The following is a 16,082-nucleotide window of genomic DNA, read 5'->3' on the forward strand; positions in this document are numbered from 1 at the left end:
TCCTTCAAAAATGTTCAGCGATGGATGAAATCAAGGGCTCCGCCCTGTGGCGGAGCCGGATGCTGTCACGTCAGGCAGCCGCCTGGGAGAGCTGCGCCTTCTGCGTTTCGAAGGCCCAGGAAAGCCAGGGCATCAGCTTCTGCATGTCGGACGCCTCGATCGTAGCCCCGGCCCAGATGCGCAAACCCGACGGCGCGTCGCGGTAATGGCCGATGTCATAGGCGACGCCTTCCTTCTCCAGGAGGCCGACCAGACCCTTGGCGAAGTTCGCCTGGCCGTCATCGTCGAGCGCCGCGATGTCCTTGTCGACGATCTTCAGGCAGACGGAGGTGTTGGAGGCTGTTTCCACCTTGACGGCGAGATTGGCGATCCAGTCGTTTGCCGCGACGAAATCGTGGATGACCTTGGCATTGGCATCGGCGCGGGCGATCAGCGCCTTCAGGCCGCCGAGCTCCTTGGCCCAGAGCAGCGCATCGATATAATCCTCGACGCAGAGCATCGACGGCGTGTTGATCGTCTCGCCCTGGAAAATGCCTTCCGTCAGCTTGCCGCCCGAGGTCATGCGGAAGATCTTCGGCAGCGGCCAAGCCGGCGTATAGGTCACGAGGCGCTCGACGGCGCGCGGCGAAAGGATGATGACGCCATGTGCACCCTCGCCGCCCAAAACCTTCTGCCAGGAGAAGGTGACGACATCGAGCTTGGCGAAATCGAGTTCCTGGGCGAAGGCCGCCGACGTGGCGTCGCAGATCGTCAGGCCCTTGCGGTCGGCAGGGATGAAATCGCCGTTCGGCACGCGCACGCCAGACGTGGTGCCGTTCCAGGTGAAGACAACGTCGCGGTCAAAATCGACGGCCGAGAGATCGGGAAGCTCGCCGTAACCGGCTTCGAGCTTGCGCACATCCTTGAGCTTCAGCTGCTTGACGACATCGGTGACCCAGCCTGCGCCGAAGCTTTCCCAGGCGACCATGTCGACGCCGCGTTCGCCGAGCAGCGACCAAAGCGCCATTTCGACGGCGCCGGTGTCCGACGCCGGAACGATGCCGATGCGGTAATCCGCCGGCACCTGAAGAATTTCACGGGTAAGGTCGATCGCCTGCTTCAGCTTGGCCTTGCCGACCTTCGCGCGGTGCGAACGGCCAAGGGCCGCGTCGGAAAGGGCTTCGAGCGACCAACCGGGGCGCTTCGAGCAGGGGCCAGAAGAAAAATGGGTATTGTGCGGACGGATGTCCGGCTTTGCGGTCTTCGCCATGATGCTATCCTCTCAGATAGAAAGCCCTTCGTTGGGGAAGGGTGTCCCGCCGCCGTGTCTATGGATCGGCGGCCTCATAGTCAAGACCGAAGTGTCGCAGAGGGAAGATATTTTGACGCAGGCGGGGTGGCGGCCATGAAGAAAGCCGCCCGGTTGAGGGGGCGGCTTTTTCATGCGAAGGGTTCGGATTTACTTGTAGACCGCCGGCTGCAGCGGAATTTCCGGCGGCGGTTCGTAGCTCGCCTGGGCGCATCCGCCGAAGAGGTAGCGGCCACCAACGCGGACTTCATGGGCGCTGAGGCCCTTGTCGCGGCCCGGACCGCCATTTTCAGCATAGCCGAACATGTTGCCGCCATCGATATGCAGGTAGCGGTAGCCGACATCGGCCTTGAAGTTGCAGGTCACGTCGACCGAGGCGCCGGCCATGAGAGCGTAAGTAAAGCGCCAGTTGCCCTTGCCGCCATGGGTGACCTGATCGTCGCAGAAGCTGCCGTCATCGGCGCAGGCGACGTTGCGCAGGTTCTTCCACTTCACGTAGGAACCGCCGATACCGGCGCCGACATAGGGCGTGACGTAGCCATAAGTGCCGAGATCGACATAGGCGTTGGCAAGAAGCGTGTAGGCGGTGAGCGAAGAGCGGTCGGTCGAGGTGCAATCCACCAGCGGGAAGCCGCACTGGCCAACCGTCGAGCCGCGGAAATCAGCTTCCGTCAGATAATCGAAGGTCAGATCGGTACGCAGATAGCTGTTGATCTGATAACCGACACCGCCGCCGATCGTCCATGCGTCATCAAGGTCGGCGTCGTCGAAATCGACTTCGGTGGCGTTGCTGCCCTGGAAATAGCGCGCGCCGCGCAGATCGGTGAAGGCATAGCCGACATCGCCGCGCAGATACCAGCCGGTGGCTTCGGTGACCGTCACCTCGGGCGGCTGCTCCGGGATCGGCTCGGCAGGAGCCAAGTCCGCGGAATAGGCGTTTGTCGCGATCAATAATGCGGCGAGGACGCCGGACAAGCTTCTCTTCATGGATCTCACTCCAAAATCCCGTTGCGCCGGCAGGCTCAGTCGCTGCCAATCTGATACGCTTCGCATGGATAATGAATTGGAAACGTTAAAAGCTGCTTAACCACGATTATTTACTGAAGATCTTGAAGCTTCCGGCAGGGGAAACTTGGATTGCGGCGGTAAAAGTCTTTGAAACTGCGATCTGACGATGCGATTTCGCTGGCATATGGATTTAACAAAAAAGCCGGCGCATGCGCACCGGCTCTTCGCGTAATCTATATTCGACGAATTAAGCCGCCGTCCGGACGTTCGAGATCGTTCCGATCAATTCGTTGACGATGCGCTCGATCTGGGCGCGGTCGTCGCCCTCAGCCATGACGCGGATCAGCGGCTCGGTGCCTGACGGGCGGATGACGAGGCGGCCGTTCTTGGCGAGTTCGGCTTCGGCATCGGCGATCGCCTTCTGCACCTGGATATCTTCCAGCGGCTTGCCGCCGCTGATGCGGACATTGCGCAGCAGTTGCGGCACAGGCTCGAAGCGGCGGCAGACCTCGCTAACCGTCCGGCCGGTGCGCTTGACGGCGGCAAGGATCTGCAGCGCGGCAACCAGGCCGTCGCCCGTTGTACCGTAATCCGAGAGCACGATATGGCCGGACTGCTCGCCGCCGACATTGTAATTGTGCTGGCGCATATGCTCGACGACGTAGCGGTCGCCGACCTTCGTGCGGGCGAGCGCCATGCCGCGTTCGTCGAGGAAGCGCTCGAGGCCGAGGTTGGACATCACAGTGGCGACGATGCCGTTGCCGCGCAGCTGCTGGTTCTCGGCCCAGCTTTCGGCGATGACGGCCATCAGCTGGTCGCCGTCGACGATCGAACCATTCTCGTCGATGATGATGACGCGGTCTGCATCGCCGTCGAGAGCGATGCCGATATCGGCGCGTACTTCATCAACCTTCTTCTGCAACGCGACCGGGCTGGTGGAGCCGCAATTGAGATTGATGTTGGTGCCGTTCGGCTCGTTGCCGATGGTCACGACATCGGCGCCGAGCTCCCAGAGCACGGCGGGCGCCACCTTATAAGCGGCACCGTTGGCGCAGTCGATGGCGATCCTCAGGCCCTGCAGCGTCACGTCACGCGGCAAGGTACGCTTGGCATGTTCGATATAGCGGTCATGCACGCCGTCAACGCGCTTGGCACGGCCGATATCGTCGGATTTGGCGAGCTGCGCGTTCAGGTCCTTTTCGAGCAGGTCCTCGATCTCGGCCTCGATATCGTCGGAGAGCTTGTAGCCATCGGGACCGAAAAGCTTGATGCCGTTATCCTCGTAAGGATTGTGCGAGGCGGAGATCATCACGCCGATATCGCAGCGCAGGGAGCGCGTCAGCATGGCGACGGCAGGCGTCGGGATCGGGCCGAGAATGAAAGCATCGAGACCGGCGGCCGTGAAACCCGCAACCATGGCATTTTCGAGCATATAGCCGGAAAGACGCGTATCCTTGCCGATGACGACGCGATGGCGATGGTTGCCGCGGCGGAAGATCGTGCCGGCGGCGATACCGACCCGCATCGCGAGATCCGGCGTCATCGGGAAGACATTGGATTGGCCGCGAATGCCGTCGGTCCCGAAATAGCGTCTTTTCATCTGCACTCCTGCGCTTTCCGCGCGCCATTCAAGGCTGCGCAACATTTCAAGCGAATATGGCTTTCTTGGATCCGTCGTCAGTCCGGGACCTATGAATCAGATCTGCCTCAATTCATCGGGATGCCACAAAACATGGTCATCGGCACGTAAATTACCGAGAAAAATGATTATATCCCGTTACCAATGGAAAAGGCCGGCTTTCCCATGTGGGAAAACCGGCCTTGTCTTGTGGGGTGCCGCCGTTCAATGCGGCTGCGGTTCGAGGCCGCCTTCGGGCTCGTCGCCCTTGGTGGCAGGCCGCGCGCCCGCCTTCGGAACGGCCGAGCCGCGGCTTGGCGGAGAGTCGTCGCCGAGATCGCGCGAAGGCTTCTCGCCGCGGATCAGCGCCTTGATCTCCTCACCGGTCAGCGTCTCATATTCGAGCAGGCCTTCGGCCAGGGCAACGAATTCATCGTGCTTTTCCGTCAGGATCGTGCGGGCCTGCGTATAGGCTTCGTCGATCAGGCGGCGCACTTCGTTGTCGATCTTCTGCGCGGTGGCTTCCGAAACGTTCTTCGACTGAGAAACCGAGTGACCGAGGAAGACTTCCTGCTGGTTCTCGCCGTAAGCGACCTGACCGAGCTGATCGGAGAAGCCCCATTGCGTGACCATGGCGCGGGCAAGCTTGGTGGCCTGCTCGATATCCGAGGACGCGCCCGAGGTGATGTTTTCCTTGCCGAAGGTCAGTTCTTCGGCGACGCGGCCGCCCATCATGATGCAGAGGCGCGACACCATCCACTTGTAGCTCATCGAGTAGCGGTCGCCCTCGGGAAGCTGCATGACCATACCGAGCGCACGGCCGCGCGGAATGATCGTCGCCTTGTGCAGAGGATCGGCAACGGCAACGTTGAGCGCGGTGATGGCGTGGCCGGCCTCGTGATAGGCAGTGAGCTTCTTTTCCGCCTCGGTCATCGCCGAGGAACGGCGCTCGGCGCCCATCATGATCTTGTCCTTGGCGTCTTCGAACTCCTGCATGGTGACGACGCGCTTGTTGCGGCGGGCGGCCATGAGGGCGGCTTCGTTGACGAGGTTCATCAAGTCGGCGCCGGAGAAACCGGGCGTGCCGCGGGCAAGAACCTTGAGATCGACATTCGGCGCCAGCGGAACGTTGCGGGCATGCACCTTCAGGATGCGCTCGCGCCCGACGATGTCAGGGTTCGGCACCACGACCTGGCGGTCGAAACGGCCGGGACGCAGCAGCGCCGGATCGAGAACGTCAGGACGGTTGGTGGCGGCGATCAGGATCACGCCTTCATTCGCCTCGAAGCCGTCCATCTCGACCAGCAACTGGTTCAGCGTCTGCTCGCGTTCATCGTTACCGCCACCGAGACCGGCGCCACGATGGCGACCAACCGCATCGATTTCGTCGATGAAGATGATGCAGGGCGCATTCTTCTTGGCCTGCTCGAACATATCGCGCACGCGGCTTGCACCGACGCCGACGAACATTTCGACGAAGTCGGACCCTGAAATGGTGAAGAAGGGCACATTGGCCTCACCGGCGACCGAACGGGCGAGCAGCGTCTTGCCGGTGCCCGGAGGGCCTACCAGCAGCACGCCGCGCGGGATCTTGCCGCCGAGACGCTGGAACTTCTGCGGGTCGCGCAGGAATTCGACGATTTCCTCGAGATCCTGCTTGGCCTCGTCGACGCCGGCGACGTCTTCAAAGGTCACGCGGCCATGCGCTTCGGTCAGAAGCTTGGCCTTGGACTTGCCGAAGCCCATCGCGCCGCGCGAGCCGCCTTGCATCTGCCGCATGAAGAACAGCCAGACGCCAAGGATAAGCAGCATCGGCAGCAGCGTTCCGAGATAGCTCAGGAAGCCGGAAGACCCATCGGTCTCCGGACGCGCAGTGACAGCAACGTTTTTGGTCTGCAGGCGGTCGAGCAAGCTGTCGTCGATGACGGGCGAATAGGTCTGGAAGTTATTGTTGTTCTCCAGATAAGTACCGCTCAGCCGGTTGCCCGTGACCACGACTTCCTTCACGCGGCCCGCATCGACCTCACGCAGAAACTGCGAATAAGGGATTTCGCGGGAGCCCGTCTGTGCCGGCGCCGTTTGAAACATACTGAAAAGAGCGATCAGCAGAAGCGCTATGATCGCCCACAAGGCAAAATTACGTAAGTTAGGGTTCATCGAACTCCCCAGCACTGGAACAGCCGCCTCATGGCGACCGTCTTATTCGTTTCTAACATAGGGTTGCGCCAGGCTGTTGCCAAGGCAATCCCCCAAGTCAGATGGTTTTTCCGTCAATACTTCTTAAAGGCAGCCCTGCATAGGGAACCATCGCGAAATCCGCCGAAAGCCTATCTGCAAAGATGAAGTCAAATCGTGTCAAAAAGCGGTCGAAGGGTGCGAAATAGGGCGTCAGATGGATTAATCGGGCGGTTTCCGGAGATAGAGGGTGTCCATCGACGAAAAAAACCGGTGCTGAGGCGACCGCACGTTTCCATGCCGCCTTGGGCAGGCCCCTGCCCTCTCCTCCCTCATTCCTGTGCTCGTCACAGGGATCCAGCGCGCCCAAGTCATTGGGCGCGGAAGACTCGTCCTGTTTTGTAGAGTCATTCACCGCGCCGACGCGCGGTGGCTGGATTCCTGTGACAAGCACAGGAATGAGGGAGGAGGTGCCGGCTGATGCTTCTATTCTAGCGTTGACTGCCGATCCATTGCGCACGAGAAACCTTCCATCCCAAACCCGTGCCTCTCCCCGCCGCAGAACCAGCGGCAATATCCCCCGGCCTTCGCGCGTGAAATAAAGCCCGTCACGCCTGCGATCGAACACCACTCGACCGACAGTCACCCGCTCCGGTTCTCCGCCGGTGGCAAATGAGAGGAGGCGCTCCATCTGCGCCCTGCCCGGTACGAAGGCTTGCCCGCCGAAGACAGCCGTCAGGCGGCCGAGCGCATAGTCCAGAACTGCCCGATCCTGCCGCAACCCATCCGGCGTCACCTGCCCAAGCAGGCCGCCATGAAGCCTGAAATGGCGATCCAGCCATTCGGCTCCCTGCGACGACAAAGCCAGCCGCTCTGCCCAGGCCGCACGAATATCCGTCTCCATCACAGGATCGGCAGATAACTGCCGACGCACCCGCACGCGTTCGTATTTCACGTCCTCGTTGCTGGGGTCGTCGATCCACCCCACGCCCCGCTCTTTGAGAAAAGCGCGGATATCTGCCCGGGTGGAAAAGAGAAGCGGCCGGAAAATCCAGAAGCGACGGTCAAAGAGCACCGCATCGGCAATGCCTGATGAAACCTGCTCCGTTCGCATACCGCGCATCCGCAAGGTTTCGCGCTGGTCGTCGAATGTATGGCCGGTAACGATCAAATCGGCGCCGAAAGCGTCGCCTGCTTCGGCGAGCAAGCCGTAACGGGCCTCTCGGGCCGCGGCCATAATACCGGTTTTCGGCTTTTCGCCCCGCCAGGTCATGATGGTGTGGGAAATGCCGAGCGATGCGCAAAGGGCTGCAACCTCTCCCGCTTCCTCTGCGGAGCCGACGCGCAACGCATGGTCGACGGTCGCAGCGCATAGGGAGATGTTGAGATGAGGCGCGGCCTTCACGGCTTCATCGAGGAGGAGAAGCAGACCGGTGGAATCGCTGCCGCCCGAAATCGCGACGAGAATGCGCGCGGGGCTTTGGAGCGAGTGGAGAAACTGGCGGATCGCCAGCCGAGGCGATGAGGTGCCCTCCGCAGACATGGCCGAAGGCCTTAGCAGGCGAGGCGCTTCTGTTCGCTCGCAACCTTGCTTATGACGGCGCGGGAGGCTTTCGGATAGCGCTTGGAGACCTCGCGCAGCGTCGCGCAGGCCGTTTCCTTATTATCGAGGGCGGCAAGCGACATGCCGAGCTTCAGCAGCATCTCCGGCGCCTTCTCCGAGCTGCCGTATTTCTGATGTGCGTTGAGGAAGGTCTTGGCCGCCTCATTATATTTGCCCTGCGAATAGAGCGCTTCGCCGAGCCAGAAATTGGCATCCGCTGCGCGCGCGCTGCTCGGGTAACGAGCGATATATTGGTTGAATTCCTGCTCGGCGGTGCCGTAGTCTCCCGACAGGACATGGCCATAGGCCGCCTTGTACTGGTCGGCCTCGCTGCCGAGCGAGGCGGTCTGCTGCGGCGTTCCGCCATTGGCATCGGGAATTGGGCCGGAACCGATGGTGGCATTCTCGTCGACGCTTCCGCCGACCGGATTGCCGTTCTGATCGAACTCGATCGAGCCGAGCTGCTTCGGCGGCTGACCGAGGCCGGTGTTCTCAGGCACGTCGTTGGAGGGAGCCGTTTCGGCTCCCTGCGGTGCTTGGATGACCCTGGCGACATCGTCCCCGCCGGACGCTGCCGGAGCCGCATCGGTCTCGCTCTTCTTGACGGGAGCCTTGGCGCCACCGCCGCCGGAATCCGTCTTTTCGAGCTGCTGGAAGCGGAATTCATTGTCTTCCTGCTGCTTGCGGATCGTCTCCTGCATCTGCAGCAGTTGGAAGCTCATCTCCTCGATCCGGCCGTTCAGCTGCCGCAACTGCTCTTCGAGCTGTTGCACGCGAACCTCGGCATCGCCGCTCTGCACCTTGACGACAGGCGGCGCCGCCTGGTTTTCCGCGGACCGGCCGCCGAGATGCAGCCCGAAGAACGAGGCCGAATAAGCCGCCCGCTCGCTCCCGGTCATAGCCGCGAGGCACAGCATGCCTGCCACGACAAGTTTCTTCATATGTATCGTCCTGTCCCAGTGATTCTTCGCGCTTTGGGCGCGAACAGGAGATTTTTCCAATTGCTGTCAAAAAGCAACGGAGTCTGGCCAAAGTGTGGTCAAAAAGAAAAGGCGGCCCCTGACGGGACCGCCTTTCCGAAAACGAATTATAACCGGTGATTACATACCGGCGCCGCCGAGCACGGTGACCGCGCGGCGGTTCTGCGACCAGCAGGAAATATCGTCGCAGACGGCGACCGGACGTTCCTTGCCGTAGGAGATCGTCTTCATGCGCTGCGCCGGAACGCCGCGCGAAGCGAGGTAATCCTTGGCAGCCGCGGCACGGCGGGCGCCGAGAGCAAGGTTGTATTCGCGCGTGCCGCGTTCGTCGGCATGGCCCTCGACGGTGATCTGGTAGTTCGGGTAACGGCCGAGCCACTGAGCCTGACGGTCGAGCGTCTGCGAAGCATCCGCACGGATCGACGAGGAGTCGGTATCGAAGAAGATGCGGTCACCGACATTGACCGTGAAGTCCTGGGCCGAGCCCGGCGTTGCTGCACCGGCGCCGAGACCCATGTCACCGGCACTGTTCGGCATGCCGCCATTCTTCTTGTTGGCGCAGCTTGCAAGCGCGAGACCGGCGAGAAGCGCGATCATGACGGGGTTGCGGGCGAAATTCTGCATGCGGCTCATTGCCGGGGTGTGAATTCGGCTCATGGCCGGGTCTCCTTGCGATTTCAGGGTTTCCGGACAGTAACCGCACTCGGTTAACCGCCCCTCAAAGATCATGGTTAACAATTTACTGATTTGTCCCGTAGTCGCCCGGTTTCCATGATTCTAGGGCGACAAAAAGGCATTGCCGCGCCTCTTACTCCAAGAGCGGCGACCAGGCCGGGTCGGAACCGTAGGTCGGCGTCTTCACGAGTTGTTCATTGTAGCCGGTCAGGTCGATCGAATAGAGCTGCGGACCGCCCGAGCCCGCTGCCTGGCGGAAGAACATCAGCACGCGGCCGTTCGGCGCCCAGGTCGGGCCTTCATTGTGGAAGCCCGTCGTCAGGATACGCTCGCCCGAACCGTCCGGCTTCATCACACCGATCGAGAACTTGCCGCCGGCCTGCTTGGTGAAGGCGATGAGATCGCCGCGCGGCGACCAGACCGGCGTCGAATAGGAGCCGTCGCCGAAGGAAATGCGGGTCTGGCCGGAACCGTCGGCATTCATCACATAGATTTGCGGCTTGCCGCCACGGTCGCTCTCGAAGCTGACGCGCGCGCCATCCGGCGAATAGGAGGGCGAGGTATCGATCGCAGCCGTCGAGGTCAGTCTAGTCGTCGTGCGCGAGCGCAGATCCATCGTATAGATGTTGGAATTGCCTTCCTGCTGCAGGCTCATGATCACCTTCTGGCCATCAGGCGAAAAGCGCGGCGAGAACGTCATGCCCGGGAAGTTGCCGACGACCTCGCGCTGCCCGGTTTCGAGCTGCAGCAGATAGACGCGCGGCTGCTGGTTGGCGAAGGACATGTAGGTGACCTCCTGTCGGCTCGGCGAGAAGCGCGGCGTCAGCACGAGGTCGCTGCCATCGGTCAGCATGCGCACGTTGAAGCCGTCCTGATCCATGATCGCCAGCTGCCGCTTGCGCTGCTGCTTCGTGCCGGATTCCGAGACGAAGACGACGCGAGTATCGAAATAACCTTCCTCGCCCGTGATCTGCTTATAGATCGCATCGGCGATGATGTGCGCGACACGCCGCCAGTTCTCCGGCTGCGTATAGAACTGCTGACCGGTCATCTGCTGGCCGGCAAACGTATCCCAGAGACGAAACTCGGCGCGCAGGCGGCCGTCCGCCTCCTGTGTGACACGACCGGTTACCAGCGCCTGTGCGTTGATGACCTTCCAGTCCTCGAAGCGCGGCGAAGCGTCCGGATTGGAAATCTTCTCGATAAAGGCTGTCTTGTTGATCGGTGCAAAGAGACCGGATCGCTGCAGGTCGGCGGCGATGACCTGCGAGACCTGCGCGCCCATGTTGCCTTGCAGGAAGTCCGTCACGGCGATCGGCAGCGGCTGGATATTGCCCTTGTTGATATTGAGCTCGACAAGAGCGTTCGCCGGAGTCGTAAAGGCTGCGGCACCGAGCAGGCCGGCGACGACCATCAGGGCGCGGATGAGGGAACACTTGACCATGTCAAACAAGCCTTTCAGCACTTTATAGGTTCAGTTGGCTGGCGTCGAAGTTCAAAATGACTTCCTTCCAGGCATCGTATTTGTCTTTTGGAAACATCGTGTAAGGAGCTGCGCGGGTGATTGCGCGACGAGCGGCGTCGGTAACGATTTTCCGTGTGCGCTCGCTACCGCCACTGACCTCCGCTTCAGGAGAGCCTATAACGCGACCGTCCTTATCAAGACGCACATGGAAGCTTAGATGAACGCTTCCCGCATCCTTTAAGTCGCCGGGCAGGAAAAAGCGATTTTGAATGGCATTTCGCATCGCATCGATAGCTGCCTCGGTCAAAATCGGTGCTTTTTGATCGCTTTCTTCACGGCTTTTCCTCTCCGCACAGACGCTGAGCGGAAACGCAAAAGTGGCCACGAATATCGTCAGGATTCCGACGGCCTTCGGCAGATGGCATAAGCTTCTCAGCATCTAGATTCCAAAATCGCTTGCATCGAAGGTAAGACGCATTTCGTTCCAGCCGTTCTCGCCTTCATACTTATCTGCTGGCAAATTCTTGAGAGGAGATGATTTCATGACAGCGCGATAAACGCTGCTCTTAAGAGCTTGACGTGTCGCATCCGGCCCACCTGTCGCAATGACCTCTGGATCTCCAACGACATTCCCAGCTTGATCGAGTTGAAAACGAACCTGAAGCTGCACTTCGCTAGCACCTGCTAGCCCTGAAACAACACTCCAATTGCTGGAAATCTGGCTGCGTACAGCATCCTCCTCGCTCTGGCTGAGTTTGGCTCCGCTGTTGCTCTTCTTGTTCCCCAGCGAGGCTTCCTGCGTCGAGCGCTTGGCGCCGCCGGCGGAAGGATCGGTCTTGTTCAGCAGAGCCGAAATCTCGTCGGCGTTGAAATCGCTCTTCATCGTCGAAGCCGATTTCGCCACTTCCTGCTTCTTGTCGGCCTTCTTCTTATCCGTCGGTTTTTCGGCGGCTTTTGGCTCATCCGCCGGCTTTTCAGGCGGCTTCTCGGCAGCTTTTTGGGGTTCCGGGGGCTTTACCTGCGGCTTGACGACCGGCGTCGGCACCTTGTCCGGCAATGCTTCCGCATCGGGCTTCGGCGGCTCCTCAGGCTTGGCCTGTTCTTCCGGCGGCTTTTCCTCCGGCTTCGGCGGCGTCACTTCGACAGGCTTTGGCGGCGGAATCGAAGCAACCTCCTTCGGCTGCTCAACCTCGGTCTCTTCCTTGTTGACTTCCTTAACGTCGTTCGGCTTAGGATCGGTCGTCGGCAGCGGTTTTTCGCTCGAATTCGCTGCCGCAGCCTCGGTATTGCTCGGCTTTGCGTTCGGAACCGGCGGCGTCTTCAGGTCGATATTGTTGTCGCCGGCGTTCTCCGCCGGCTGCGGGATCGGCGGGCGTGTCGTCGGCACAGGCGCGGACGTTTCCTTCTTCGGAGCCGTCTTTTCGCCCTGCTGCATCTGGGTAATGGATTCCACCGGCACCAGATCGACCGGCATCGCCTCGAAATCCTCCACCTTGAAGGATTCCGGGGCGCCGAGCGATACCATCGCCCAGGTAAGAACCAGGCAATGCAGAACAGCAGATGTGACGACGCTGGCCTTCATTTTGAGCGTTACTGGTCCTTCTTCTGCTGCGTCACGAGGCCGATATTCTTGAAACCGGCCCCCTGGATGCGCGCCATGACATCGGCGATGACGCCGTAGGGCGCCGTTGCATCGCCGCGCACGAAGATGCGTTCGTTATAGCCGGTGGTCGCGATCGCCTCGAGCTTGGCGGCGATCTCGGCCGCCGGGATCGGCGTTTCCTGCAGGAACACCTCGCCGTCGTTCTTGACGGAGATGGTGATCGGCTGCGTCTCGGAATTCAGCGCCTTGGCCTGCGTTTCCGGCAGATCGATCGGCACGCCGACCGTCATCATCGGTGCTGCGACCATGAAGATGATCAGAAGCACGAGCATGACGTCGACGAGCGGCGTCACGTTGATTTCGGAGATGACGGCCTTGTTCCGACCGCCGCGACGGCGGCGTCCGCCGCCCCCGCCGCCATTGCCTCCAACAGCCATACCCATGTCAGAATACTCCGTTGGTTACTGCGCAGCAGCACGCGGCTGCAGCTTCTCGTCGATCTGGCGCGAAAGTATGGCGGAGAATTCATCCGCGAAACCTTCCATGCGCGCCGAGAGCTTGCCGGCGTCGGCGGAGAACTTGTTGTAGGCGATAACCGCCGGGATAGCGGCGACGAGGCCGATCGCGGTGGCAAGCAGCGCTTCGGCGATACCGGGCGCAACGACCGCAAGATTGGTCGACTTCGAGCCGGCGATCGCCTGGAACGAGGTCATGATACCGACGACCGTGCCGAAGAGGCCGATGAACGGACCGGCAGAGCCGATGGTCGCAAGCGATCCGAGACGGGCGCCGAGATATTCGGTTTCGCGGGCGAGCGTCACGTCCATCGCGCGGTCGATACGCATCTGCAGGCCGATCGGCGAGCGGGCGCCGCGTTCGAAGGATTTCTTCCATTCGCGCATGGCCGCAACGAAGATCGACGCCAGGCCGGTATTGTTGCGTTCCGACAGGGAGCGATAGAGTTCTTCCAGCGACTGGCCCGACCAGAAAACCTGCTCGAACTTATCGAACTGCCGCCGGGCGCGGCCATAGGCCAGGTATTTGTCGATGACGATCGCCCAGGTCCACACAGAGGCTGCGATGAGCCCGAGCATGACGAGCTTGACGACGATGCCGGCCTGCATGAAAAGCGACCAGAGGCTGACGTCCGTCGTGGCTGCTGCCAATCCTACTTGTTCCATTGATCCAAAATCCTCGAATCCAAACGCCCGGCACAGGACCGGGCGGCACAAAGTGATCTCGCAAGAAGTGTCTGGCGGCCGCTGCCCAAAGCCCTGGTCAAGCTTCCAAGCTCATCTTCCGCCTTCTTGCCGTCAAATTTGGTCAAAGGAAGGCGTCTACCGCCCAAACTCCGACTTTCCGAGTAAGACACTATTATGGTTAATAGATCGTTAGTGCGGGACTGTGACAGTAAGCCTATTTTCGGGAGATTTTGTTCCATGGATTACTTGACCGGAACCAAGTCCGGCTGCCGAAAGAGCGCTCATCCTGCGGCGCGGGAATTCCTTCACATAAAGTTCAAGTTTTGACAAGCCCGCATTTCCAGCGATTCGGGCTATAGCGGCTGGCTGCCTTCCAGGAATTTTGCCGCCAGCGTTTCCGGCAGCCGCCTCGGCCGCCCCTTGGCGTTGATGACGGCGATGATCACCTTGGCTGATATCAGCAGCGTCTCGCCCGAGCGGATCTGCTGATTGAGGACCATCTTGGCGCCGCCGGCCTTTTCCGTGTGCGTCAGGATCGTCAGCACGTCGTCCATGCGCGCCGGGCTCTTGAAGTCGATTTCCATCCGGTGCACGACGAAGACGAGGCCCTCCTCGTCGGCGCTGACGAGCTCGCGCTGCTCAACGCCGAGGCAGCGCAGATAGTCCGTGCGGCCGCGCTCGAGGAAATGCAGATAGCGGGCGTGATAAACCAGGCCGGAGAAATCCGTATCTTCATAATAGACCCGCTGGACGAGGCGGTGTCCGGCCTCCGTCAGCTCTCCCGAAATGGAAAAAGGGCGTTCCGTCATAATTTTCTCCAAACTCCGGTGCCCTCTTTGGCGCAACGCTTTCCGACAGGCAAGCATTGAATGCGCCGCCGGCAGGCATTGAATGATTGTCACAATTCCTAACTATTCCCGATAACGAGCGACCGATCAGGAGACGATGCGATGAAGATTGCGGTGATGGGCGGAGACGGTTTCATTGGTTGGCCCACTTCTCTCCACCTTTCGGATGCCGGTCACGACATCCATATCCTCGACAATCTCTCGCGCCGCTGGATCGACACCGAACTCGGTGTTCAATCGCTGACGCCGATGGATTCGATCCAGGAGCGTACCCGCATCTGGCATGCGGAAACGGGACGCCGCATCCATTTCAACCTGATCGATCTCGCCAAGGATTACGAACTACTGAAGAAGTGGCTTTCGGAGCATCGCCCGGATGCCATCATCCATTTCGCCGAACAGCGCGCCGCGCCCTATTCGATGAAAAGCGACCGCCACAAGAATTACACTGTCAACAACAACGTCAGCGCCACGCACAACCTGCTGAACGCGCTGACCGAACTCAACCTCGACGCTCACCTGATCCATCTCGGCACCATGGGCGTCTACGGCTATTCGACGGTCGGCGCCGCGATCCCCGAGGGTTACCTGCCCGTCGGCATCGAAACGGCGGCCGGCGAGACCGTCAGCCAGGAAATCCTCTATCCCTCCAATCCGGGCTCGATCTACCACATGACCAAGTGCCTGGATCAGCTTCTCTTTCAGTTCTATGCAAAGAATGACGGCCTGAGGATCACCGACCTGCACCAGGGCATCGTCTGGGGAACGCATACCGAGCAGACGCGCCGCCACGCGCAGCTGATCAACCGTTTTGATTATGACGGCGATTACGGCACCGTGCTGAACCGCTTCCTCATCCAGGCTGCGATCGGCTATCCCCTGACGGTCCACGGCACCGGCGGCCAGACCCGCGCCTTCATCCACATTCAGGATTCGGTGCGCTGCATCGAGCTGGCGCTGAAGAACCCGCCCGCCCGCGGCGCCCGCGTCGAAATCTTCAACCAGATGACGGAAACCCATCGGGTGCGCGACCTTGCCCAGATGATCGCGGGGATCAGCGGCGCCAAGATCGCCTGGCTGCCCAATCCGCGCAAGGAAGCCCCAGAAAACGAGCTGATCGTCAGGAACGAGAAGTTCCTCGACCTCGGTCTCGATCCGATCACGCTGGAAGCCGGCCTGCTCGGCGAGATCGTCGACGTGGCGAAGAAATTCGCCTATCGCGTCGACCGCGCGCGTGTGCCTGCTGTCTCCGCCTGGACGAGGGACATCGCCGCAACGATCGACCACGATCCGGAAGGCAAGCGGCTGAAGTCCGTCTCGTGAGCACGAAAGCACTTGTATTGGGAGGTGGAGCAACCAGAAACTCCCTCATTCCTGTGCTCGTCACAGGAATCCAGCCACGGCGCGTCCGCGCCGTGAATGAATCATTACATCAAGGAAAAAAGTCTATCGCGCCCAAGGACTTGGGCGAACTGGATTCCTGTGCTCGTCACAGGAATGAGCGACTATCTGGGTTGTCAAGTTGCATATTCGAATTCTCTTCGCGCATCTCGTGCTTTTGCATTGAGAATGACCAGGAGTTTTCGGGCGAGTGCGATGCGGATGATCATTTTTGGT

Annotated in this window: 14 protein-coding genes and 1 pseudogene; 1 reads left to right on the forward strand and 14 read right to left on the reverse strand. The window is 60.6% G+C overall.

Features of this window, described 5'->3' with window-relative positions:
* Positions 1-70: 70 nt before the first annotated feature.
* The 13 genes from ATY77_RS14035 to ybgC form a co-directional block, all read right to left on the reverse strand.
* Positions 71-1,249: a phosphoserine transaminase gene (locus ATY77_RS14035; protein ID WP_088687845.1), complete on the reverse strand. Its 1,179-nt coding sequence runs from the start codon at positions 1,247-1,249 to the stop codon at positions 71-73.
* Positions 1,250-1,438: 189 nt separating this feature from the next.
* Positions 1,439-2,275 (reverse strand): outer membrane protein, encoded by an 837-nt coding sequence (locus ATY77_RS14040; protein WP_088687846.1) that lies wholly within the window; start codon positions 2,273-2,275, stop codon positions 1,439-1,441.
* 268 nt (positions 2,276-2,543) lie between these two features.
* Positions 2,544-3,896 (reverse strand): phosphoglucosamine mutase, encoded by a 1,353-nt coding sequence (glmM, locus tag ATY77_RS14045; RefSeq protein WP_088678054.1) that lies wholly within the window; start codon positions 3,894-3,896, stop codon positions 2,544-2,546.
* 243 nt (positions 3,897-4,139) lie between these two features.
* Positions 4,140-6,071, reverse strand: a complete 1,932-nt coding sequence (gene ftsH / locus ATY77_RS14050) for an ATP-dependent zinc metalloprotease FtsH (protein ID WP_088677981.1) — start codon at positions 6,069-6,071, stop codon at positions 4,140-4,142.
* 97 nt (positions 6,072-6,168) lie between these two features.
* On the reverse strand, positions 6,169-7,632 hold the full coding sequence (gene tilS / locus ATY77_RS14055) for a tRNA lysidine(34) synthetase TilS (RefSeq protein ID WP_088687847.1): 1,464 nt from the start codon (positions 7,630-7,632) through the stop codon (positions 6,169-6,171).
* 11 nt (positions 7,633-7,643) lie between these two features.
* Positions 7,644-8,633: a tol-pal system protein YbgF gene (ybgF, locus tag ATY77_RS14060; protein WP_088687848.1), complete on the reverse strand. Its 990-nt coding sequence runs from the start codon at positions 8,631-8,633 to the stop codon at positions 7,644-7,646.
* A 159-nt stretch (positions 8,634-8,792) separates the two neighbouring features.
* Complete coding sequence (pal, locus tag ATY77_RS14065; protein ID WP_088677978.1) at positions 8,793-9,329, reverse strand: peptidoglycan-associated lipoprotein Pal; 537 nt, start codon at positions 9,327-9,329, stop codon at positions 8,793-8,795.
* Positions 9,330-9,480: 151 nt separating this feature from the next.
* A complete protein-coding gene (tolB, locus tag ATY77_RS14070) occupies positions 9,481-10,791 on the reverse strand; it encodes a Tol-Pal system beta propeller repeat protein TolB (protein WP_088677977.1) in 1,311 nt (436 codons plus the stop codon).
* Positions 10,792-10,813: 22 nt separating this feature from the next.
* Positions 10,814-11,251 carry a hypothetical protein gene (locus ATY77_RS14075; protein ID WP_088687849.1) on the reverse strand — a complete coding sequence of 146 codons (438 nt, stop codon included), beginning with the start codon at positions 11,249-11,251 and terminating at the stop codon, positions 10,814-10,816.
* Positions 11,252-12,394: a hypothetical protein gene (locus ATY77_RS14080; protein WP_088677975.1), complete on the reverse strand. Its 1,143-nt coding sequence runs from the start codon at positions 12,392-12,394 to the stop codon at positions 11,252-11,254.
* 8 nt (positions 12,395-12,402) lie between these two features.
* A complete protein-coding gene (gene tolR / locus ATY77_RS14085) occupies positions 12,403-12,858 on the reverse strand; it encodes a protein TolR (protein WP_003566333.1) in 456 nt (151 codons plus the stop codon).
* A gap of 18 nt (positions 12,859-12,876) precedes the next feature.
* Positions 12,877-13,596 (reverse strand): protein TolQ, encoded by a 720-nt coding sequence (gene tolQ / locus ATY77_RS14090; RefSeq protein ID WP_004671617.1) that lies wholly within the window; start codon positions 13,594-13,596, stop codon positions 12,877-12,879.
* A 374-nt stretch (positions 13,597-13,970) separates the two neighbouring features.
* Entirely contained in the window at positions 13,971-14,426 is a 456-nt protein-coding gene (gene ybgC / locus ATY77_RS14095) for a tol-pal system-associated acyl-CoA thioesterase (RefSeq protein WP_088687850.1), read from the reverse strand.
* Between the two features lie 141 nt (positions 14,427-14,567).
* On the opposite strand from ybgC, the gene ATY77_RS14100 reads away from it, so the two are divergent.
* A complete protein-coding gene (locus ATY77_RS14100) occupies positions 14,568-15,788 on the forward strand; it encodes an NAD-dependent epimerase/dehydratase family protein (RefSeq protein WP_088687851.1) in 1,221 nt (406 codons plus the stop codon).
* A 194-nt stretch (positions 15,789-15,982) separates the two neighbouring features.
* Here the strand turns inward: ATY77_RS14100 and ATY77_RS33455 are convergent.
* Positions 15,983-16,082 (reverse strand): annotated as a pseudogene (locus ATY77_RS33455) (IS110 family transposase); the annotation flags it as partial.

The organism is Rhizobium sp. R634, from assembly GCF_002211305.1.
Classification (GTDB): domain Bacteria; phylum Pseudomonadota; class Alphaproteobacteria; order Rhizobiales; family Rhizobiaceae; genus Rhizobium.

What these genes read in the sequence shown, in the direction of transcription:
- pal (WP_088677978.1), bottom strand. Translation starts at nt 9,329, where the DNA reads ATGAGCCGAATTCACACCCCGGCAATGAGCCGCATGCAGAATTTCGCC.
- tolQ (WP_004671617.1), bottom strand. Translation starts at nt 13,596, where the DNA reads ATGGAACAAGTAGGATTGGCAGCAGCCACGACGGACGTCAGCCTCTGG.
- glmM (WP_088678054.1), bottom strand. Translation starts at nt 3,896, where the DNA reads ATGAAAAGACGCTATTTCGGGACCGACGGCATTCGCGGCCAATCCAAT.
- ATY77_RS14100 (WP_088687851.1), top strand. Translation starts at nt 14,568, where the DNA reads ATGAAGATTGCGGTGATGGGCGGAGACGGTTTCATTGGTTGGCCCACT.
- ATY77_RS14035 (WP_088687845.1), bottom strand. Translation starts at nt 1,249, where the DNA reads ATGGCGAAGACCGCAAAGCCGGACATCCGTCCGCACAATACCCATTTT.
- tolR (WP_003566333.1), bottom strand. Translation starts at nt 12,858, where the DNA reads ATGGGTATGGCTGTTGGAGGCAATGGCGGCGGGGGCGGCGGACGCCGC.
- ATY77_RS14040 (WP_088687846.1), bottom strand. Translation starts at nt 2,275, where the DNA reads ATGAAGAGAAGCTTGTCCGGCGTCCTCGCCGCATTATTGATCGCGACA.
- ATY77_RS14080 (WP_088677975.1), bottom strand. Translation starts at nt 12,394, where the DNA reads ATGAAGGCCAGCGTCGTCACATCTGCTGTTCTGCATTGCCTGGTTCTT.
- ftsH (WP_088677981.1), bottom strand. Translation starts at nt 6,071, where the DNA reads ATGAACCCTAACTTACGTAATTTTGCCTTGTGGGCGATCATAGCGCTT.
- ybgC (WP_088687850.1), bottom strand. Translation starts at nt 14,426, where the DNA reads ATGACGGAACGCCCTTTTTCCATTTCGGGAGAGCTGACGGAGGCCGGA.
- tilS (WP_088687847.1), bottom strand. Translation starts at nt 7,632, where the DNA reads ATGTCTGCGGAGGGCACCTCATCGCCTCGGCTGGCGATCCGCCAGTTT.
- ATY77_RS14075 (WP_088687849.1), bottom strand. Translation starts at nt 11,251, where the DNA reads ATGCTGAGAAGCTTATGCCATCTGCCGAAGGCCGTCGGAATCCTGACG.
- ybgF (WP_088687848.1), bottom strand. Translation starts at nt 8,633, where the DNA reads ATGAAGAAACTTGTCGTGGCAGGCATGCTGTGCCTCGCGGCTATGACC.
- tolB (WP_088677977.1), bottom strand. Translation starts at nt 10,791, where the DNA reads ATGGTCAAGTGTTCCCTCATCCGCGCCCTGATGGTCGTCGCCGGCCTG.